The organism is Methanofollis fontis, assembly GCF_004297185.1.
Lineage (GTDB): Archaea > Halobacteriota > Methanomicrobia > Methanomicrobiales > Methanofollaceae > Methanofollis > Methanofollis fontis.
The window spans coordinates 464,684-484,745 of the sequence record NZ_PGCL01000003.1; the positions used below are offsets into that span (position 1 = coordinate 464,684).

Sequence of the window (20,062 nt, forward strand, 5' to 3'; positions counted from 1 at the left end):
AACCCCATCAGGACAGAAACAAAGGTGAAGAGTCAATATGAGGTAAAAACCGCTCGTATCATGATGGTATATTCCCGGCAGGGTCGGCGATAGCGCCACCTCCCTGAAGGGGAGACCGACCCGGACGTATCCGGCCTCCCAAATACGATGATTTTTATAGTGAGCGGACGACCGAGTCTGGGTTTGCAGATGAAAGTGGGCTATTCCAGTGCCAACCATTCCATCGGGTGTTCTACTGGAAACAGTTTTGATATCACTGCATATTCCGAGGGCACACAGATCTGGGCGACTGCAGAAAATCTATCCTGTCTGGCACGCATTCTCGAGTTCAATAGAAAGGCCGGGCTCCACCTCTTTGTCCTGGATACCAGGCTTGTGCCATATGCCGCACACCCGGTGAATACGCTGGACTGGGCGGAGGAGTTTGCGGCAGACTTTGCCGCTCTCGGGGCATTTATCAGGGAAAGCGGGATCCGTATCGCCATGCAGCCGCCGGTGCCGTTCTCGGGTCCGGGGTCCTATCCAGGCTATTACGAATATTCGGCAATGGTGCTCAGAGCAATGGGGCTCGGCGGGGATGCACGGATCCCGGCACGGGCGGGCGACCCGGCATTGTTCGGGGAGCAGTTCGATAAAGCAACCCCGGAGGTGAAGAGGCGTCTCGCCCTGATGAACGATGATCTCTGCACCGTCGCACGATGCTGCGAGGTCGCCCGGGAGTGCGGGATCCCGGTCATGTATAATCACTATTTTTCGGAGGACGAAGATTCGGTAACCGGTGCGCTTGAGGCCTGTGCCCGGACATGGAAAGAGGAGGACGGTCTGCCTCTGGTCCGCTTCTCCCCCAGAACTGAGGGGGCGACCACACCCGCCCATACCCTGGATCCTCCCCGCTTCCTGACATTTCTCGAGCGTTCACACCCCCTTGACTTCGACCTCCTGATCGACTTTCCCGACAGGGAGCAGAGCGCCCTTGTAGCGATGATCGCCGCCTTTGAAGACCCCAGACTCCTCCCAGGACGGAAAAAACTCCGGCCCGGAGCAGTCTGATGCGCATCGGATACCCCTGCGTGAACCGCGGCATCGGGTGCACCTCCGCCCGCACCTTCAGGCTGAAGTCCTGGAGCGAAGAGCGCTTTTATGCGACCATGAGGGAGAACCTCGAATGCCTCTCCCGCACCCTTGAGTTCAACCGTACACATGGCCTTCTCTTTTTCCGGATCACCTCAGACCTCGTCCCCTTCGCCTCCCATCCGGTGAACACCCTCGACTGGGAATCGGCGTTTGCAGAGGATTTTTCAGGCATTGGCCGCATGCTCAGGGAGAATGGGATGCGCATATCGATGCACCCCGACCAGTTCACCCTGATCAACTCCCCGGACGAGGGCGTGCTGATGCGGAGCATCGCCGAACTTGAATACCATTCAACTGTTCTGGATGCGATGGGACTGGACAGCACGGCAAAGGTCCAGATCCATGTCGGCGGGCGTTACGGTGATGCAGAGTCTGCACTCGGTCGATTTGTCGACCGTTACCGGGATCTCCCTGCACCGGTGCGCCGGCGACTCGTCGTGGAGAATGACGACCGCCTGTTCACGGTGACCGACTGCCTGCTCCTGCACCGTGAATGCGGAACCCCTGTGCTCTTCGACGCCTTCCACCATGAATGCAATCCGGACGGTTCGGATACGGCCGATGCCCTCGGGCGGTGTGCCGCCACATGGGGGAAATCCGACGGAATCCTGATGACCGATTACTCGTCGCAGGAGAACGGGGCCAGGAAGGGCACGCACGCCCAGAGTATTGATATCTCCCTTTTTTCCGCCTTTCTCACCGAATCACGCCCCCATGACATCGATATCATGCTCGAGATCAAGGATAAGGAGCAGAGCGCCCGTCGGGCCCTTGAGGCGGCGAGAGGGGACACGAGACTTGTGCAGGGGTGACGGCTGTGCGCGCCATGTCAGAGCATGGCAAGGTTATTTGGCGGACACGCCCCACATATACTGAACCCATGGACGGCAACCGCGCCGTCCGGATGGCAGGATTGTGTGCGCATGTTCTGGAACAGGGAGATGGAAACAATAGGGGAGGCAGATCTGGAGGAATTGCAGCTTTCCCGGCTGAAATGGACGGTGGCACAGGCCCGGAACATTGAATTTTACCAGAAAGCCTTTTCACGGGCAGGGGTTGCACCCGGCGATATCGAATGCCTCGATGACATCGAGAAACTGCCCTTCACCAGGAAGGCGGACCTGAGAGAGGGGTATCCATTTGGTTTTCTTGCCGTCCCCATGCACGACGTCGTCAGGATCCACACCACATCAGGGACGACAGGGAAACCCACCGTCGTCTGTTATACCCGGCAGGACATCGAGAACTGGACAGAACTGATCGCCCGGAACCTCATGATGATCGGTCTGACCGCCGACGATGTATTTCAGAACGCCCTCGGCTACGGGATGTTCACCGGCGGTCTCGGGTTTCACTATGGTGCCGAGCGGATCGGGATGACCGTTATACCAAGCGCCACCGGGAACACAAAGCGGCAGATCGAGATGATCGACGACTTCGGGGTCACCGCCATCAACTGCACCCCGAGTTATGGTCTCCATCTTGCCGAGGTCGCCGAGGAGATGGGATCGTCCCTCGACTCCCTGAAGACCGCCGTCTTCGGCGCCGAACCCTGGTCCGAGAGCATGCGGGCGGAACTGGAACGGCGCCTCGGCGTCAGGGCATTCGACAGTTACGGCATGAGCGAGATGTATGGTCCGGGTGCCGGTTTTGAGTGTGAGGAGCGCGACGGTCTCCATATCTGGCACGACTGCTTTTTGATCGAGATCATCGATCCCGCCACCGGCGAACGCCTGCCGGACGGCGAGCGGGGCGAACTGGTGGTCACCCCGCTGGTGAAGGAGGCGATGCCCCTGATCCGCTACCGGACGGGGGACATCACGCGCATCCTCACCGAAGACTGCCCGTGCGGCAGGAATGGGCGGATCGACCGACTCTCCGGTCGGGCCGACGACATGCTTGTCATCCGGGGGATCAATGTCTTCCCCTCGCAGATCGAGCACACCCTCCTCGCCCTCCCGGAGGTCGGGGATCAGTTCATGGTATATGTGGACAGGATCAACCATCTGGACGAGATGACGATAGAGGTGGAGTTGAACAGGAGGTATTTCTCCGGGGAACTGGCTGATCTGCAGCGGATCCAGCAGAAGGTCGCCGGGGCGATCAGAGAGGCGCTGAACCTGCGGACGACGGTGAAACTGGTCGAGCCCGGAAGCCTCCCGCGCTTTGAGGGGAAGGCGAAACGGGTGATCGACCGGCGGGGGGCGATCTGGTGATGATGTGGGACCCGCGTATGGAGGGGATGCCCGCCGGGGATCTGAAACGTCTCCAGTATCGCCTGCTCAAGACACTCGTTTACCGCCTGTATTCGTTCAGCCCCTTCTATCACGACAGGATGAAAGAGGCGGGCACCCACCCGGATGACATCAGAAGCCTTGAGGACATCACAAAACTCCCGTTCATGTACAAGAGCGATCTGCGGGACAATTACCCGGACCGCATCTTCACCGCCTCACAGGACGAACTCGTCCGCTATCATGTCTCATCGGGGACGACCGGGAAACCGACGGTCGTCGGGTATACGGCCAATGACCTCGAGAGCTGGACAACGTCCCTCGCCCGCTCACTCACCGCCTGCGGACTTGGCCGCGGCGACGTGATGCAGGTGAGTTACGGCTACGGACTCTTCACAGGCGGGCTTGGCCTGCACTACGGTGCAGAGCGTATCGGTGCCACGGTGCTCCCCATCGGCACCGGCAACACCGAACGGCAGATCGAACTGATGCAGGACCTCCACGTAACGGCGATTGCCTGCACCCCGTCGTACCTCGTCCATATCGGCGAGACGGCGAACAGGATGGGAATATCCATCAGAAACGACACCGACCTGCGGGTCGGCATCCTGGGTGCGGAACCCTGGTCCGAAGGGATCCGCACAACGCTGCAGAACGAACTCGGGATCCGGGTGTACGACATCTACGGCACATCCGAACTCTCGGGACCGATGTTCACCGAGTGCACCGAGCAGCAGGGGATCCATATCTGGGGCGATATCGCCTACCCCGAGATCATCGACCCGGAGAGCGGCGAACACCTGCCCCCGGGCGAGAAGGGCGAACTGGTGATGACTGTTCTGAAAAAAGAGGCGCTGCCGATGATCCGCTACCGGATCGGCGACATCACCTCCATCGACGATTCAGTCTGTGCCTGCGGGCGCACCTCACCCCGGATCATGCGCATCCAGGGCCGGGTCGACGATATGCTCATCGTTCGCGGGATCAATGTGTTCCCATCGCAGGTGGAGCACACCCTGATGGGTATTCCCGAGGTGGTGGGTTCGGCCTTCCAGATCGAGGTCGACCGCCGCGGGGCGCTGGACTCGATGCTGGTCAGGGTGGAGATGAGCAAGGACGCCTTCTCAGACAAGATCACCGATCTGATGAAGGTGAAGGCGAAGGTCACCCATGACCTGAGAAATTCCCTGAATGTGGCGGCGGACGTAGAACTCGTCGCCCCCGGGACCCTCCCCCGCTTTGAGGGGAAGGCGAAGAGAGTGATTGACCGGAGAGTGTACTGATATGGCAGAGAAGAAGTATATCATCAAACAGATCTCGATCTTTTCGGAGAACAAGCCCGGGCGCCTCGCCTCGATCGCCCATGCCCTTGAAGAGGCCGGCATCAATATTCTGGCCTTCTCGATCGCCGAGGCGAACGGATTCGGCGTGGTAAGGGCGCTGGTGAACAGACCGGACGCCGCCCATGAAACCCTCACCAGCATGGGGTTCATGGTCTCTTTCACCGACGTCATCGCCGTGCGGATGCGGGATGAACCCGGCGGACTCTTTGAGATCGCCCGGATTCTGGGTGAGGCAGGGATCAACATCGAGTACAGCTACGCCTATTCCGGAAAGGAGGGGGCTGTCCTGATCCTGCGGATCGACCGCGTCGAGGAGGGGGTCAGGCAGATCCTTCAGGCCGGCGGCGAGGTTCTGATATCAGACCTGTTCCAGTGAATACTCCATTTTTTCTGTATTTTTGGTTCTTTCGGACACCATATAAAGGATGGAGCAATACATCCCCATTAATGCCATTTTCAGAATTTAAATGCTCAAATAGCCGGTTTTCATAAGATCAACATAGGGTAATGTGCCCCGTCCCCTTCCATCCAGAGTGACATGAAAGTGAGTCAGATACCGCCATACCGCCCCCGGATCGGCATTCGGGCCGACCGATCCGGCCCCATATCGCCCGAATTTCAATCAAGCGCAGATATGGAGTTTTCCTTCAAAATAGAAGAATATCCGGGCCCTCTCCTGTCCCCCTGAGCCCGATATGAGTGGGAGAGATATCCCGGGAAACACCCTCCCGGAAAACCGGACGGGAGGGGAGGGAGAGGGGATGAATATCCTTCGTTCATTTAAAAAGCAAAGAATTATCAGCCGTTTCCGGGGGAGCAGACCCCACTCATGCAATAACGGACGGGCCTATTTCTTCTCCCACTTGTAGAGTTCCGAGACCGCGGAGAGGGTACTCCCCCGTTCAATCTCTGCCCGCACCCGTTCTTCGTTCTTCTTCACCTCGAGGGCGCGGCGGGCGACCTCGTAGGCGCGCTCCTTCGGGACGACGACAACGCCGCTCTCGTCGGCGACGATCCAGTCGCCGGGGCGGACCTGCTGACCACAGCAGGGGATCTCGGCATTGATCTCCCCAAAGCCCTTCGGTTCACCGGCGTTCGGGACACAGGCGCGCGCGAACAGGGGATACTTCAGGGCCCTGATATCGTCGACATCGCGGGTGGCGCCGTCGATGATCACGCCGGCGATACCGCGGTTTATCGCGCTCCGGGTCGCCAGTTCACCCCAGGGGGCGACATGCGTGGCGGCGCTGTTATAGATTACCAGGACGTCTCCGGGGCGGCAGAGGTCGATCGCCTCCACCGGTTTCGCCCAGTCGCCCGCGAATGTCTGGACCGTCACCGCCGGGCCCACCGCCTTCACCCCGAAGGTGAGGGGGATCAGCCCGGACATCGCTCCCTTGCGGTGCATCGCATCGGTGACATTCGGGGCCGAGACCTGCAGAAACAGGGACCTGATCTCCTCCTCCAGACTCTTCTTCTTCGCCGGCGCAATGGCCGGAGCATCGATCGCCGCCCTGATACGAGCGGCCGAACCCTCGACATCACCGGAGCGCACGATCCAGCCCCCCACGATCACGATATCGGCGCCCGCCGCCACCGCCTGCGCTGCCGTTTCCGCATCGAGGCCGCCGGCCACCGCCAGGGGGAGCGAAACCTCGCCGGCAAGAGAGCGGAGGAGGTCCACCGAGGATTTTCCGATCATCTGCTGGTCGATGCCCACGTGGGCGTTGATGATGTCGACGCCGAGGGACTCGAGCTCCCGGGCCCGACCAACCGGATCGGCCACATTGATCAGGTCGGCCATGATCCGCACACCATAGAGCCGCGCCGCCCGGACGCACTCGGCGATGACCGTATCGTCGGCGTCACCCAGGACGCAGACGATTGAAGCCCCGGCCTTCGCCGCCATCTCCACCTCCATCGTCCCGGTATCGGCGATCTTCATATCGGCCACGACCTCGGTGCGCGGAAAGGCCTCCCGCAGGTCCCGCACCGCCGCCATCCCCTCGCTCTTGATGAGGGGCGTGCCCACCTCGATCCAGTCGGCACCGCCCGCCATCGCTTCCCGCGCGATCTGCCGGGCGCGGTGCAGTTCGAGGATATCGAGCGCAACCTGGAGCGTAGGGCGAGTCATGCGAGAAAATGGGAGCAGATAGGTGTTAAGATTACCGCCGGTCGTCATGCATAAGTGGTGTGCACGCCCATGTTCCTTCTGATACCATGATCAAACTCGTCCTCCTCCGCCACGGCGAGAGCATATGGAATAAGGAGAACCGCTTCACCGGATGGACCGATGTCGATCTCTCGGAAAAGGGAATCGAAGAAGCGCACGAAGCCGGAAAAACTCTCCTGCGGGAGGGCTACACCTTCGACTGCGCCTTCACCTCGGTGCTGAAACGGGCGATCCGCACCCTCTGGATCACCCTCGACGAGATGGACCTGATGTGGATACCGGTGGAGCGCTGCTGGCGATTGAACGAGCGCCACTACGGCGCCCTGCAGGGCCTGAACAAGGCAGAGACGGCCGAACAGTACGGTGACGAGCAGGTGTTCGTCTGGCGGCGGAGCTATGCCGTGCCGCCTCCGCCCCTCGACGCCGACGACGAGCGGCATCCGGGCAGGGATCGCCGGTATGCCGGGCTTTCACCTGCCGAACTTCCGGCCACCGAGTGCCTGAAGGACACCGTCGCCCGCTTCGTGCCCTACTGGGAGGGTACGATCGTTCCGGCCCTCACGGAGGGGAAGAGGGTGCTCATCGCCGCGCACGGCAACAGCATCAGGGCGCTCGTGAAACACCTCGACAACATCCCGGACGACGAGATCGCACAGGTGAACATCCCGACCGGCATCCCCCTCGTCTACGAACTCGACGACGACCTGAAACCGATCCGCCACTATTATCTTGCGGACGAGGAGACGGTGCGGGCGGCGATCGAGGGCGTGAAAAAGCAGGGAAAGGCAGAAAAATAACTTTTCCCACTCACCCTCTTTTTTTGCGGACAGCACCGGAGGAGGAAACGGGGTGTCGTCCCATTCCTCGATCCCCGCAGTTCTGGCGGTGTTCGTGTGTCCACAGGCTGCTGGTGTTCACCACCTGATGGCGTGGACACAATCGGTTAAAATACGGCGATCACCACCATGATCGTCAGCACCTTCGCCCCCATACTTGCACAATACGTTTTTATGGCGATTCCCGTCCCTTCCACACCGAACAGAGAGAGATACAGGGGCAGGGAATATTTGAGATAGATCATCGTGATCACCATCATCGATCCGACGATGAGGGTGACAAGCGCCTGCTCCAGCGTGAGGATTCCACCGGTGACCATCGTCCCGACCACTGCATATCCGGCCGAAAAATGCATCGCCTGGGCGACGATCGCCGTGATGCTCTCACCCGGCAGACCAATGAGACCAAGGAGGGGAGAAAAAACAAGAGCGATCGCCTCGACCACGCCGGCGGCATAGAGGAGGAAGAACACCGTCGTCGCAACCACACTCACCGGTATGATGCGTTTGAGATGGGGGATCGCCTTCATGACACCTGCCCGAACGGTCGGGCGGTCGATCCGTATGCGCTCTGCAGGGTTTGTTTCATCAGTAATCCCTCCTTCGCTGCTGCCGACCACGAAACGGAGCCAGATGATCGCACCCGCCGTCTGGATCAGGGTTGAAAAGAGGTTGAAAAGGGTATAGAGCCCACCGATCACCGGACCCAGGAGGACCACTGCCGTGGGAAAATGGACGCGAAACAGGGTCTCACCCAGCACTGTTGGAAATGTGCCCATCAGGAGGGTTGGCACCACCTCCTCCCGCCTGATCTGTCCCTCCCGATAGAACCCGGCAAGCATGGATTTTCCGGCCGTGGGGTTTGCGACCATGGCGACAAGGGAGAGGGAGGACGGGGACGAAAGCCCGGAAAGCCGGGAGATCGGGCGCGATAGAAACCGGAGTCTCCCTGCGATCCCGGTCTCGGTGATGATGCTCCCGATCAGGATGCCGATGGTGATGAGAACGCTCGCCCTCAGGAGATAGAGCACAGCGTCCGCAAGACCGAGGGTCGCCATCTCATCTCCCCTGCCGGCATCTCTCCGCGACGGCCACGATGGCATCCGCGGCCGCCGGGCTGAAACAGGCGTGGCTATCGCCAAGGACGGCATATTCGCAGAGACCGTCCTTACCATCCGCGATCCCCTTCCCCATCCGGAGGTTGAGGCCGAACCGGGCGTCAGGGGCCGGATACAGGGAGAAATATGGGAATTCATGCCCTCGATAACCGGTGATCATCGGTCGAATATGGATCTGAAGACGGGATGAAGATTCCTTATGGCTGGTAGGCGACAGGGGCCTGCGATCAGAATGGAAATAACGACATAACCATATCTGGATATGGAGCATACTCCAGCGTGTATTGTGGTGTCCCCCGCACACCCTATCCTGGTGGGAGAGCATCACGCCCGTGCCGCCGAAACGGGATCGACCCGAATACGGCCGACATCAGAATATACACATCCAGGAGATTGAGAGGCCAGAGGGCTATCGCTGACATCCATACAGGCAACCGAACCCCCCTCTGGTTCCGGATCATTTGGGAAGATATTACTACTCTCCTGTATCACCATACTTCATGCGAGACCCGGAGCTGGAGGTGCTCACCGCACTTGCCGGCACGCCCTCCCACGTCTACGAGTTAAAGTTTAAACTTGAGGAGCGGGGGCTGCAGAAGAGTCACAGCGACCTCTATAAGATGATGAACTCGCTGGAACGCCGCGGGCTGGTCACCTTCACCCGCGTGCCAAGCGAAAAAGGGCCCGAACGAAAGGTTTTCTCCATCACGGACACCGGCAAGGAGAGATTGATCGCCGCCCGCAGGAGCGGCATACACCTGCTGCTCTCCGATTATTTCCGGGTGGTGGCAGGGACCTTTCAGGACCTGATGGTCTCTGAGTTCGAGAGCGACCGCCCCCTTCAACGGGTCGCCCTCTTCACCGATCCCTACAGCGGTGAACTCGCCGATCTCTTTGTGGCGGCAACAGCTGATCTGACCGGATCAATACCCGAACGGTGGCTGATTGCAAAAGGGGCACAGAATGCTGAAGGGTTTGAGCGCCTCTCTGCAGGGGCGGAGAACCTCCCATGCAGGGATGGCGTCTTCGACCTGATCATCGCCCCCGCACTCCCGAACTGGGACCTTGAAGCCACGCTCCCCGAACTGAGGCGTGTTCTCGCCCCTTCGGCACAGCTGGTAACATTCCTTCCCTTTGCCGAAGAGATGGCGGATTCGTCCCTTATTGGCGGGTTCATCCTCAGGGAAATCGCAGCCCACTACCCGGATATGCAGATCTGGCGACAGGTGGACTTCTTGCGCGAGCTCGATACCCACTTCGACGTGATGAGTGTCAATTATCGTGAATTTTCACTGATATTCTGCCGTCCGCAGCCCGAAACACATTAAAAAAGGGTCAATTTTTGGAGTATTTCTCAGAGAATGTGATCTCCGCAAGATCCTTTTTCCCGGCGACGCTCACGTCCGCAGGGTATCCCGCCGACACGAGGGAGACCAGGGTGTAGTCATCAGGCACATTCAGCAGTTCGCCGACGGCGCCCGCATACTCCTTCTTGTCGCCGGCAACCCAGCACGAACCGACGCCATAGGCCCAGAGCCCAAGGATCAACTGAGTCGTTGCCGCCGAACAGTCTTCAAGATAATATTTCTCATCCTTTTTCCCGAAGACTGCAAAGCAGACCTGAGCACCTGCGATAAACCTGCCATGATCGGTGAGATCGGCGATTGCACGCAGGACCTCCTTCTCCTTTACGACACCAAAGAGCCATGGCTGCTCATTCCTGGCCGTAGGAGCAAGCCTGGCGCAGTCGAGGGCATCCTGAATGATCTTCTCGTCGACGGTGTCATCCTTGTATTTCCTGATGGAGTGACGCGTCCTCAGAATGGTAAGCCCAAGATTCGGACCAAGATACATGCTCCTCTCTGGGGAGGGATACCGGATAAGGGTTGCGTAGAGGGAAATGCCAGACAGGTGAGCGGGGGATGTGACCGGCACCAGGATGAGGCGTGAGCAAAGGGGATCAGGGGGAAAACAGACCCCCGAGCCACCCGACAAAATTGGCGAATCCCTGCGGTATGATCACCGTCGGATCGATCCCGAGGATCGGTGATATAAAGGCGAAATAGGCGATCGTGCCCAGTGTGGAACCAACGTTGGCAAGCGCCGCAACCAGCACAACCCGGAAGATCGGGACCTTCCGCATCTCTGAAAAGTTCTCCGCATCCATTATCCGCTGGAAATCCGCGGTCGAAGGTTTTCGGATCTTCGCCTCGACGGCAGCGGCGAACCAGCCCGCCGCCATGAGCGGGTTGAGGGAGGTCATCCAGGCAACGCCAAATGCCGTGACCGCAGAGAGGGGGTGCCCCCCGGCGGCGATGGTGAAGGCGGCGGCCAGCACGCCATTGATCAGCACCCAGTAGAGGATCGCCCAGACAAGAACCTCGAACCCGACGCCTGAGAAGGCCAGGGAGATGATCAGCAGGGCGAAGAGCACCACAAACACCCCGCCGATGATCTTACCCCAGGGGTAGTGCCGCGGCGGCGCCACGAGGTCTTCCTCTGCAGGGAGGAGCTCGGGCGAGGAGAGATAGCGCTCCACGCCCCGCACATGACCGGCACCGACGACGGCCAGCACCCGCTCATAGCGGCCGGAGAGATCGATGATCCGGCGGGCAATATAGGCGTCGCGCTCATCGATGAGCGCTCTCGCCCCATTCGGGGAGAAACGCCTGAACTCCTCGAGGGCAGCGGTGACGACATCCTGCTCGGTCAGGGCGTCCACATCGATCCCGTCCTCGCCGGGCCCGCTGAGCGAGGCGGCAAGGGCGTAGATCATCTTCATCTTCTCCCAGAGGCTCATCCCCTGCCAGAACCGCGCCAGAGTGATCCTGATATCGCGGTCGATAAGGGCAAGACGCAGGCCGCGCCGCTCCACCTCACCGATGGCGGCGACCATCTCGGCACCGGGCTCCACCCCGACGTCCATCCCGATCTTCCGCTGGATATAACCAAGGGTCCACTGGAACAGGAGTTGCGAGAAGTTCCCGGCCTTCAGCACATCTTCGACCTTCGGGGGCGCCTGCTCCTTTTTCAGGGCGGCATACCGGCCACGGTCGAGTTCGACACCGACGACATCCGGGGAAAATTCCTCTATAGCATCCCTGACCGCCTCAATGCTCCGCTCTGAGACATGGGCAGTGCCGACGATCCTGACCTCACCCATGGACCGTCCACACCCCCTCTGAATCGATCACGACCGATGCACCGGGAGGTATACGGCTGCAGGCATAGACCTGCCCGACTCCATCCTCCTCCTCTCTCTCAGCCGCCTGACGCGCCAGGAGATCACACGCCAGCACGGCGGCCTCGTCCCGGGTCATGGGCGCACCGAGTCCCGGACACTCTGAGACGCAGAGGCGGTCACCGTCGAGCATGAACGGATAGGTCCGGCAGATCCACGAACGCGCATCATAGATCGTGCACCTGGTGCCGTCGAGGAACCGGCAGTGGCCCTCCTGTCGCCTGTACGACCACCCGAAGGTGCAGGAGGTGCCGTCCGGGCCGTCAATGCTCTCTGGATAGGGTTCTGCAACCTCATCCCTCGGGAGAGCGGCGGCATTGCATGCGGCCCGCACCTCGGCCGGAGAGAGGAGGACCAGATCTGAACCGGCACCATCACCGGTGCAGCAGGCGCCACAGCGGCGGCACGAAAACCCGATCCGCTGAATTTCATCAATAAGGTCGTCTATTCGCCGCATATTCGTTCAAAATTCCGGAAGAGCAGATCCCCGTTTTCCGTGTGGCTCACTTCAGGGTGCCACTGGACGCCATAGATCCGCTCATCTGCCGATCCCATTGCCTCCACCGGGCAGATATCGGAACGGGCATGGACCACAAAGCCGTCGGGCACCTGCTTCACCTCATCGGCATGTGAGGCCCAGACATGGATCGGCCCCTCATATCCGGCAAGGATCTCGCTCTCGCCGGTGATCTCGACGGTGACCCCGCCGTATCCGCCGTGCGATCCGGGCCCGACCTGACCGCCGCGGGCCGTGGCAATGACATGCAGCCCGAGGCAGATGCCGAGCACCGGGAGGCCGAGGTCAAGATATTCGGCACAGTTGCCGGCGCGCTCAAGGGACGGACCACCTCCCAGGACGATGCCGCTGCACCCGGCCTCTACATCCGAAGGAGCGGTAGTGTTCGGGATCATCCGCACCTCGATATCCATATCGCGGAGTTTGCGGTGGATGAGGTGATTGAATTGCCCATGGTTGTTCACGACAAAAATGGGAAGCATCAAAGATGTATGGTATGGTGAGGGTATAGCCTTTTGTCAGCGGAAGGAGAGGACCGTCGAGAGGATCGCCGATCTGATCTCCTCCTCTGAATACCCCATGATGCGGGCGAGGAGGATCGCACCGCCTGCACCCATTCCCTCCTTCACCTCGCCCTCGCAGTAGCGGGCGAGTCCGGCATCACCGATGGTGTCAAAACCGGGATCGACATACCATGCCCCGGCACCGACCGATGCCGCAACCGCCTCGAAGTTCGCCGAGGCATCAGCACGCACGTACTCGGTCGTTGCGAGGGGGGCCATCCGCTCACCAAGTCCCTTCAGCACCGCATTCACCGAGAGCATCTGGGTGCCGCCTGCCAGCACCACCTCACCTGAAAAACCGCAGACGATGCCGGCGGCGACCGCCATCATCGGATCACCGCCGATCCTGACCACATCCAGGGGATCGGTCACTCCACTCTCCCGGACCCGTGCCACCACCGCCCGGCAGACCTCCTCCTTCTGCTCCACCGGATTGTTCACGAAGCTGCTCGATACGCGTGCGTCGTAGCCAAGGGCGCGCAGCACACACAGCGCCGTTGTCGTCCCGCCCGGCACACTCTCCCCGAGGACGAGGAGATCAGCGCAGCCGGAGAGCAGTCGTCCGGCCCGTTTTCCGGCCTCGAAGATGGCATGCGCCCGCGGCACAGCATCGCCCTGACGCGGATCGGCCCCTGCATCACCATACACATCCAGACAGGGGACCGTCGGGCGGTTGAACATCCCGGCATTCACAAACACCGGTTCGATCCCGCAGAGCTGGAGCATGGAGCGTGTGATCACCGCCGGTGTCGGGCAGTTTGTCGGGGTGTTGGGTTTGTAGCCCATCGAGTGGATCTCGCCCTTCACGATCAGTTCGGCATCCAGGATCGGGGTGAACACCGTCCTTTCAGGTGTGGAACCGGCACCTGAGATGCCGGGCACCATCGAAAGGGCGGTGTTTCCCAGAATACCTGCGAACAGGGGACGAGAAAACTCAATCTCAGGAAATGAGGAGAGAAATGCCATATGAATGTATATATGGGGTAACATCAAGAAATTTGCGTATGTTTGAGATCGAAGAGCGACTCTCCTCAAAGGGGATCACAACAGAGGCCATCGTAGACGCCGGGATGGCCCTCTATGTCCCCCATGGCATGGATGCCGAGGAGGCGCGCCGCCGCCTCCATACGCGCATCACCGCCTCATATAATGATCCCAACATCTCCTCCCTGCTACTCGGCGCCATTCTGCTTGAAGAAGAGCTCTTCGAACGAAGGGCCAATTCAGAAATCGCCGATGATCCCGTTTTTCTGCTCTCAGACGAGATTATCGGCATGTCCATCGCCGAGATCATCGGCGGCATCTATGCCAGGTTCGAGTTCACCCGATATGATCAGAAAAAACCGGGCATCCTCTCCGAACTCGGCCCCTTCCTCGATGATGCCGTTGCAGGCCTGATTGCCGGAAACACCTCCCGCCTCTACTCAGAATGCTTCTCGAACCAGTAAGGGCCCTGCTCCAGTTCACCACCGTCCTGCCCCTCGGGCGGCATGCAGAGTTCGATGCCTTTGCACGACATTCATGGCTCTATCCAGCAGCAGGATGGATTACAGGGGGCGGGGCGGCGATCATCGCATTCCTTCTTGGGGGACACACCCTGCTGGCGGCAGCAGCAGCGGTTACTGCCGCCGTGGTCATCTCAGGAGCCAACCATTTCGATGGTCTCCTCGACCTCGGCGACGGGCTGATGGCCCACGGGAGCAGGGAAAAACGGATCGCCGCCCTGACCGATCGGCAGATCGGTGCGGGGGGGGTGGCGGCAGGGATCCTCATCACCATATGCGCAATCGCCGGTCTCGTCGAGGTATGGAGCATCCCCCTCGTCATCCTCACCGCCGAGGTCTGCGCAAAACTTGCCATGGCATGGATCACCGCTCTCGGGGCCCCCTTCCACGACGGCATCCACGCCTACCTCCACGGGTTTGCCCGACCGTTCTTTGTCCCTCTCGCAATCCTCCCGGTACTGCCGCTTCTCCTGCTGGTCTCTCCGCTCTCACTGGGAAAGGCCATCCTTGCCACCGGCATCGTGGTCCTGATCCTGATGGGAACCGCCCGTCGCCTCTTCGGCGGCGTGAACGGCGACGTTGCCGGGGCGTCAAATGAGATTGTCAGGGCAGCGGTCATCATCGCCCTTGCGCTCTAGGGCGCATACACCTTTTTATTCATCAGACCGTAGTGTATGCTGATGATGCACGGAAGACCCATCCATACGCGCGGCGGCGTGATCACCGAGATCGATCCCGATCTCTGCGCCATCCGCCTCCGCCTGCCGGCGGGGATCCTCCCGGTCGATAAAATGGCCGGAATCGCAGAAATCGCAAAAAAATACGGTAGCGGCGAGGTCCATCTCACCACCCGCCAGACCATGGAGATCCCGCATGTAGATCCTCAGCACCTGGAGGAGATCGCACAAGAACTCGAGGAAAACGGCACTCCCGTCGGTTCAGAGCATGATGAGGTCGTCAATATCATCGCCTGCCCGGGAACGTCGCAGTGCAAATATTCCAATATCGAGACATTCGGGCTGGCACGGCGGATCGACGAACGCGTATTCGGAAAGGAAATGCCAATCCGGGTCAGAATCTCACTCTCAGGCTGTCCGAATGCCTGCACCAGCCCGGTACTCAATGAGATCGGAGTCGTCGGCCGGATCAGGCCCCTGCGAGTGGAAGGCATGTGCACCGGTTGCGGCACCTGCGCAGAGTACTGCAAGGAGAAAGCGATCACCATAAAAAATGGGATCTCCGAGATCATCCCGGAACGCTGCGTGCAGTGCGGCATCTGCATCCAGTCCTGTCCGTTCGACCTGCTGAAGTCTGAATATCGGCACTACCTGATCACCATCGGAGGGCGCCGCGGCCGCCACCCGGCCTCAGGACGGGAACTGGTCACAGTCGAGACGGAGGATGACGTGCTCGAGGTGATCGACCGGACGGTCTACTGGATCTACAGGAATGCATGGAGCGGAAGGCATCTTGCTGACCAGCTCGATGAAATTGGCTATGATGCCTTCCGTGAAACAATCAGGACCGAGTTCGGCGGCGGTACATAGAGGAAAAACCGGTTCCGGCATCGTCCGAGCACTCAATCGCATCTCCATCACGGACAAGCGAGTTGAACATCATCGCTGCATTGAGCAGTTCTTCATCAATCCCCATTCCACCGCGGGCACCCTTCATCGCCTGCTGCTGGGGCGGCGGGAGTACCCGTTTGCCCACCCGGACCCCGGCACAATGCCGGCAATAGGCGCAATGGCTATGCACCGAAACCTCCTTACCAGCGCAGGTGACGGTGACGCGGTTTTTTTCCGTATCACGGTGAAATTCCAGAGTTTTCATAGGGCAGTGAGTATTTGTCGGATCAGGCATTTGAGTGTGTCGGTACTCCTCTATACGCCCCCCTTTGAACGGAGCAGGGGCATATCGAAATGATTTATATAGATCGATGCCCAATATATGATACTCGCTTCAATCCGACTGTGCAAACAGTCTCATATTTGAGTGGAGGATAACCAATGGCAACCGAAAAACCACACATGAACCTTGCTGTCATCGGGCACATCGACCACGGAAAGTCGACCACCGTCGGCCGCCTGATGTTTGAGACAGGAGCTGTACCGCCCCATATTATCGAGAACTACAGAAAGGAAGCTGAGTCCAAAGGTAAGGGCTCCTTCGAGTTCGCATGGGTTATGGACAGTCTCAAGGAAGAGCGCGAGCGCGGTATCACCATCGACATCGCTCACAAGCGGTTCGACACCGACAAGTACTACTTCACCGTTGTGGACTGCCCGGGTCACCGTGACTTCATCAAGAACATGATCACCGGTGCATCGCAGGCCGACGCCGCCCTTCTCGTCGTCGCCGCTCCGGACGGTGTCATGGAGCAGACCAAGGAGCACGTCTTCCTCTCCAGGACACTCGGCATCACGCAGCTCATCGTCGGCATCAACAAGATGGACGCCGCCGACTACTCGGAGAAGCGCTACAACGAGGTCAAGGAGCAGCTCTCGCAGCTCCTGAAGATGGTCGGCTTCAAGCCCGCCGACGTCCCGTTCATCCCGATGTCCTCCTTTGAGGGTGTCAACATCTCCAAGAAGTCCGACAAGACTCCCTGGTACAACGGTCCGACGGTCCTTGAATCCCTCGACCTGCTCAAGGAGCCCGAGAAGCCGACGAGCCTTCCGTTCCGTCTCCCGATTCAGGACGTCTACTCGATCTCCGGCGTCGGCACCGTGCCTGTCGGCCGTATCGAGACCGGCGTCATGAAGAAGGGTATGAAGGTCTCCTTCATGCCGGCAAACGTCAACGGCGAAGTGAAGTCCATTGAGATGCACCACGAGGAAGTGCCCGAGGCACTGCCCGGCGACAACGTCGGCTTCAACGTCCGTGGTGTCGGCAAGAATGATGTCCGCCGCGGCGATGTCTGTGGGCCTGTCGATGAGCCCCCAACGGTTGCCGAGGAGTTCACCGCCCAGATCGTCGTGCTCCACCACCCGAGCGCCATCACGGTCGGCTACACCCCGGTCTTCCACTGCCACACCTCGCAGATCGCCTGCACCTTCACCGAGCTCATGACCAAACTCGACCCGCGCACCGGTCAGGTCAAGGAGCAGAACCCGACCTTCCTGAAGACCGGCGATGCGGCGATCGTCAAGATCCGCCCGACCCGCCCGATGGTCATCGAGAAGATCAAGGAGATCCCGCAGCTCGGTCGCTTTGCCATCCGTGACATGGGATCGACGATCGCAGCCGGCATGTGTATCGACATCCAGGCCAAACAGATGAGATAAGTCTTCGTTCAGTGGTGAAGGTCTATGCAAAAAGCCAGAATACGCCTATCAGGGACCGATTACGACAAAATCGAGATGGTCTGTGACAGAATACGGGAAATTGCAGAGCGGACGGGCGTGAATCTGGCAGGGCCTATCCCCCTCCCCACGAAGAGACTCGTCGTGCCGATCAGGAAAAGCCCGGACGGAGAGGGAACTGCGACCTGGGATCGTTGGCAGATGCGCGTGCACAAGCGTCTCATCGACATCGATGCCGACGAGCGGGCCCTGAGGCAGCTGATGCGCATTCAGGTGCCAAAGGACATCGGCATCGAGATTGTGCTGGAGAGCTGATGCTGTGAGCGGCATTAAAGCCGCCGGATTTGCCATTCGAATCCAGAATTTTCTCTCTTTTGAGAGACTTTTTTTTTGTTTCATTATCCTTGCGGCGATCCTGCGGTTCGCATTCCTGGATCTCAAACTCTTCCACCATGACGAGGCAATCCATGCCTGGTTTTCCTACAAACTCCTGACCACCGGCGTCTACCTCTACGATCCCTCATTCCACGGACCCCTGCTCTACTATGTAACGTCAGGGATGTTCTCGGCCTTCGGCGACTCAGACCTCGTGGGACGGATCATACCCGCACTCCTCGGCACCCTGATCGTGGTGCTGCTCTATCCACTCTACCGCCTCGGTTACCTTGACCAGCGGCAGACACTGGTTGCAGCCCTGTTCCTTGCAATCTCCCCGAACATGGTGTATTTTTCCCGGTTCCTGAGAAACGACATCTTCATCCTCTTTCTGACCTTCGTCCTCCTGCTCTCCCTGATCCTCTATCTGGAGCGAGGGCAGATGCAATATGCGGCCCTGGCGGCGGTCGCAACCGGACTGGGACTTTCATGCAAGGAAAATATGCCGATCGTGCTCGGGATATTCGGGGCCTACCTGATCTATCTCGTCTGGTCAGGGAAGGTTACCCTGCCGCGACGGTGGATACGCGATCTCGCCCTTGGCGCACTGATCACCATCGGGATAGTGGCGGTCATGTATTCATCCTTCGGCGTCCATCCCGAGCGTCTGATCACCTTCATTCCCGACGCCTTCCTCCACTGGTGGGATATGCACGAGCAGCAGCGTCTCGGCGGACCGTTTTTCTTCTATATTCTCCTGTTCCTGCTCTACGAGGTCCCGATATTCCTTCTGGCCATTGCAGGGACGGTGCAGTTCATCCAGCACGGACGGCACAAGCAATCCAGAGAGACGGCGAAACGGACGATGCATGAGATCGTCGGGATTGCCCTCGAGCAGATCAGGGGGCATCTGCCCGAGGCACCCCGGTCGTTCGATAAGAAAGAGGAGTTTTTCCGGTTCTGCATCGTGTGGTGGCTCCTTTCAATTGTGGCATACGCCTATATCGGGGAGAAGGTGCCCTGGCTCCTGATCCACCAGCTGCTCCCGACCGTCCTGGTGGCGACCTATGCGATGACCCGCAAAAAAGCGATCATTGCCGTTTTATCAAGCATCTTTCTCGTGTTTGCCCTCTGGCACGTCGCCTATGTGCCGGCCGATGTGAACGAACCGATCGTGCAGGTGCAGAACTCCGAGGATCTGAGAGAGGTGATGGCACTGATCGATGCCTCGGAGTCCGTTGCCGTGGCATCGGACCGTTATTGGCCGCTGCCATGGTATTACCGCGGGGACCGCTCCGAAAACCTGAATTATTTCGGAAAACGGATTGACGAGGGAAATTTTGCAGGCGATGCCTACGACCTGGTGATCACCTCTGACGAAGATTCCTATGCCTCCCTGCCGGGCTTCGAGAAGCGGCAATACAACCTCAACTACTGGTTCTCGTGGTACGACAACAAGGACCGGATCGCCCAGTATTACTTCTTCAGGGACGGGAAAATGGGAAATATGAAGCTTGAAGTCTTTGTCAGGAATGCAACGGTATAATATCCCCATTTTTTCTCGGGAGGAGAATCACTGCATCGACCGGGAACACCGGAATACTCTTTTTTGCGGCCGCTGAACGGCATATCACCTCCATCCTGCAAGGTTGTGCCGATCCGGAGGTCATGGCAATCACGTGGCGGTCAGGAAATGCGGGCTGGAGATCTGGCAGTCT

General features: G+C 59.4%; 22 protein-coding genes. 13 read left to right on the top strand and 9 right to left on the bottom strand.

Going from position 1 to position 20,062, the window contains the following annotated elements:
- Positions 1-189: 189 nt before the first annotated feature.
- The 5 genes from CUJ86_RS09115 (at position 190) to CUJ86_RS09135 (ending at position 5,087) form a co-directional block, all read left to right on the top strand.
- Complete coding sequence (locus tag CUJ86_RS09115; protein WP_165394851.1) at positions 190-1,050, top strand: apurinic/apyrimidinic endonuclease family protein; 861 nt, start codon at positions 190-192, stop codon at positions 1,048-1,050.
- A complete protein-coding gene (gene uvsE / locus CUJ86_RS09120) occupies positions 1,050-1,946 on the top strand; it encodes a UV DNA damage repair endonuclease UvsE (protein ID WP_130647253.1) in 897 nt (298 codons plus the stop codon). Before CUJ86_RS09115 ends, uvsE begins: the two co-directional genes overlap by 1 nt.
- A 111-nt stretch (positions 1,947-2,057) precedes the next feature.
- Entirely contained in the window at positions 2,058-3,350 is a 1,293-nt protein-coding gene (locus CUJ86_RS09125) for a phenylacetate--CoA ligase family protein (protein ID WP_130647254.1), read from the top strand.
- Positions 3,350-4,651, top strand: coding sequence for a phenylacetate--CoA ligase family protein (locus tag CUJ86_RS09130; RefSeq protein ID WP_165394859.1), 1,302 nt, complete (start codon positions 3,350-3,352; stop codon positions 4,649-4,651). The genes CUJ86_RS09125 and CUJ86_RS09130 overlap by 1 nt, the downstream gene beginning before the upstream one ends.
- Before the next feature lies 1 nt (position 4,652).
- On the top strand, positions 4,653-5,087 hold the full coding sequence (locus tag CUJ86_RS09135; protein WP_130647255.1) for an ACT domain-containing protein: 435 nt from the start codon (positions 4,653-4,655) through the stop codon (positions 5,085-5,087).
- Between the two features lie 471 nt (positions 5,088-5,558).
- On the opposite strand, the gene hxlA is transcribed toward CUJ86_RS09135, so the two are convergent.
- Positions 5,559-6,845: a 3-hexulose-6-phosphate synthase gene (hxlA, locus tag CUJ86_RS09140; protein WP_130647256.1), complete on the bottom strand. Its 1,287-nt coding sequence runs from the start codon at positions 6,843-6,845 to the stop codon at positions 5,559-5,561.
- A gap of 86 nt (positions 6,846-6,931) precedes the next feature.
- Here hxlA and gpmA point away from each other — a divergent pair, with 86 nt between their 5' ends.
- A complete protein-coding gene (gpmA, locus tag CUJ86_RS09145) occupies positions 6,932-7,681 on the top strand; it encodes a 2,3-diphosphoglycerate-dependent phosphoglycerate mutase (protein WP_130647257.1) in 750 nt (249 codons plus the stop codon).
- Positions 7,682-7,827: 146 nt separating this feature from the next.
- On the opposite strand, the gene CUJ86_RS09150 is transcribed toward gpmA, so the two are convergent.
- On the bottom strand, positions 7,828-8,778 hold the full coding sequence (locus tag CUJ86_RS09150) for a nucleoside recognition domain-containing protein (RefSeq protein ID WP_130647258.1): 951 nt from the start codon (positions 8,776-8,778) through the stop codon (positions 7,828-7,830).
- A 1-nt stretch (position 8,779) separates the two neighbouring features.
- Complete coding sequence (locus CUJ86_RS09155) at positions 8,780-8,998, bottom strand: hypothetical protein (RefSeq protein WP_130647259.1); 219 nt, start codon at positions 8,996-8,998, stop codon at positions 8,780-8,782.
- Between the two features lie 340 nt (positions 8,999-9,338).
- On the opposite strand from CUJ86_RS09155, the gene CUJ86_RS09160 reads away from it, so the two are divergent.
- Entirely contained in the window at positions 9,339-10,166 is an 828-nt protein-coding gene (locus CUJ86_RS09160) for a helix-turn-helix transcriptional regulator (RefSeq protein WP_130647260.1), read from the top strand.
- Between the two features lie 7 nt (positions 10,167-10,173).
- On the opposite strand, the gene CUJ86_RS09165 is transcribed toward CUJ86_RS09160, so the two are convergent.
- The 5 genes from CUJ86_RS09165 to cobT all read right to left on the bottom strand — a co-directional run bounded on the left by CUJ86_RS09165 (position 10,174) and on the right by cobT (position 14,125).
- On the bottom strand, positions 10,174-10,692 hold the full coding sequence (locus tag CUJ86_RS09165; protein ID WP_130647261.1) for a nitroreductase family protein: 519 nt from the start codon (positions 10,690-10,692) through the stop codon (positions 10,174-10,176).
- A 106-nt stretch (positions 10,693-10,798) separates the two neighbouring features.
- Positions 10,799-12,001, bottom strand: coding sequence for a TraB/GumN family protein (locus CUJ86_RS09170; protein WP_130647262.1), 1,203 nt, complete (start codon positions 11,999-12,001; stop codon positions 10,799-10,801).
- On the bottom strand, positions 11,994-12,536 hold the full coding sequence (locus tag CUJ86_RS09175; protein WP_130647263.1) for a YkgJ family cysteine cluster protein: 543 nt from the start codon (positions 12,534-12,536) through the stop codon (positions 11,994-11,996). The genes CUJ86_RS09170 and CUJ86_RS09175 overlap by 8 nt, the downstream gene beginning before the upstream one ends.
- Complete coding sequence (locus CUJ86_RS09180; RefSeq protein ID WP_130647264.1) at positions 12,524-13,078, bottom strand: GMP synthase subunit A; 555 nt, start codon at positions 13,076-13,078, stop codon at positions 12,524-12,526. Before CUJ86_RS09180 ends, CUJ86_RS09175 begins: the two co-directional genes overlap by 13 nt.
- A 36-nt stretch (positions 13,079-13,114) precedes the next feature.
- Positions 13,115-14,125, bottom strand: a complete 1,011-nt coding sequence (gene cobT, locus CUJ86_RS09185; protein ID WP_130647265.1) for a nicotinate mononucleotide-dependent phosphoribosyltransferase CobT — start codon at positions 14,123-14,125, stop codon at positions 13,115-13,117.
- A gap of 38 nt (positions 14,126-14,163) precedes the next feature.
- Here cobT and CUJ86_RS09190 point away from each other — a divergent pair, with 38 nt between their 5' ends.
- Genes CUJ86_RS09190 through CUJ86_RS09200 form a run of 3 tightly spaced genes read left to right on the top strand, consistent with a single transcriptional unit; the run spans position 14,164 to position 16,211 of the window.
- Positions 14,164-14,607, top strand: a complete 444-nt coding sequence (locus CUJ86_RS09190; protein ID WP_130647266.1) for a phosphatidylglycerophosphatase A — start codon at positions 14,164-14,166, stop codon at positions 14,605-14,607.
- Complete coding sequence (cobS, locus tag CUJ86_RS09195; RefSeq protein WP_130647267.1) at positions 14,589-15,302, top strand: adenosylcobinamide-GDP ribazoletransferase; 714 nt, start codon at positions 14,589-14,591, stop codon at positions 15,300-15,302. Before CUJ86_RS09190 ends, cobS begins: the two co-directional genes overlap by 19 nt.
- 36 nt (positions 15,303-15,338) lie before the next feature.
- A complete protein-coding gene (locus CUJ86_RS09200; protein ID WP_130647268.1) occupies positions 15,339-16,211 on the top strand; it encodes a 4Fe-4S binding protein in 873 nt (290 codons plus the stop codon).
- Here CUJ86_RS09200 and CUJ86_RS09205 read toward each other — a convergent pair.
- Positions 16,183-16,422 carry a hypothetical protein gene (locus tag CUJ86_RS09205; protein ID WP_235855629.1) on the bottom strand — a complete coding sequence of 80 codons (240 nt, stop codon included), beginning with the start codon at positions 16,420-16,422 and terminating at the stop codon, positions 16,183-16,185. The genes CUJ86_RS09200 and CUJ86_RS09205 overlap by 29 nt on opposite strands.
- Positions 16,423-16,673: 251 nt before the next feature.
- On the opposite strand from CUJ86_RS09205, the gene tuf reads away from it, so the two are divergent.
- Genes tuf through CUJ86_RS09220 form a run of 3 tightly spaced genes read left to right on the top strand, consistent with a single transcriptional unit; the run spans position 16,674 to position 19,890 of the window.
- Positions 16,674-17,951 carry a translation elongation factor EF-1 subunit alpha gene (tuf, locus tag CUJ86_RS09210; protein ID WP_130647270.1) on the top strand — a complete coding sequence of 426 codons (1,278 nt, stop codon included), beginning with the start codon at positions 16,674-16,676 and terminating at the stop codon, positions 17,949-17,951.
- Between the two features lie 24 nt (positions 17,952-17,975).
- A complete protein-coding gene (rpsJ, locus tag CUJ86_RS09215; RefSeq protein ID WP_130647271.1) occupies positions 17,976-18,284 on the top strand; it encodes a 30S ribosomal protein S10 in 309 nt (102 codons plus the stop codon).
- A 4-nt stretch (positions 18,285-18,288) separates the two neighbouring features.
- Positions 18,289-19,890, top strand: coding sequence for a flippase activity-associated protein Agl23 (locus CUJ86_RS09220; RefSeq protein WP_130647272.1), 1,602 nt, complete (start codon positions 18,289-18,291; stop codon positions 19,888-19,890).
- Positions 19,891-20,062 lie beyond the last annotated feature (172 nt).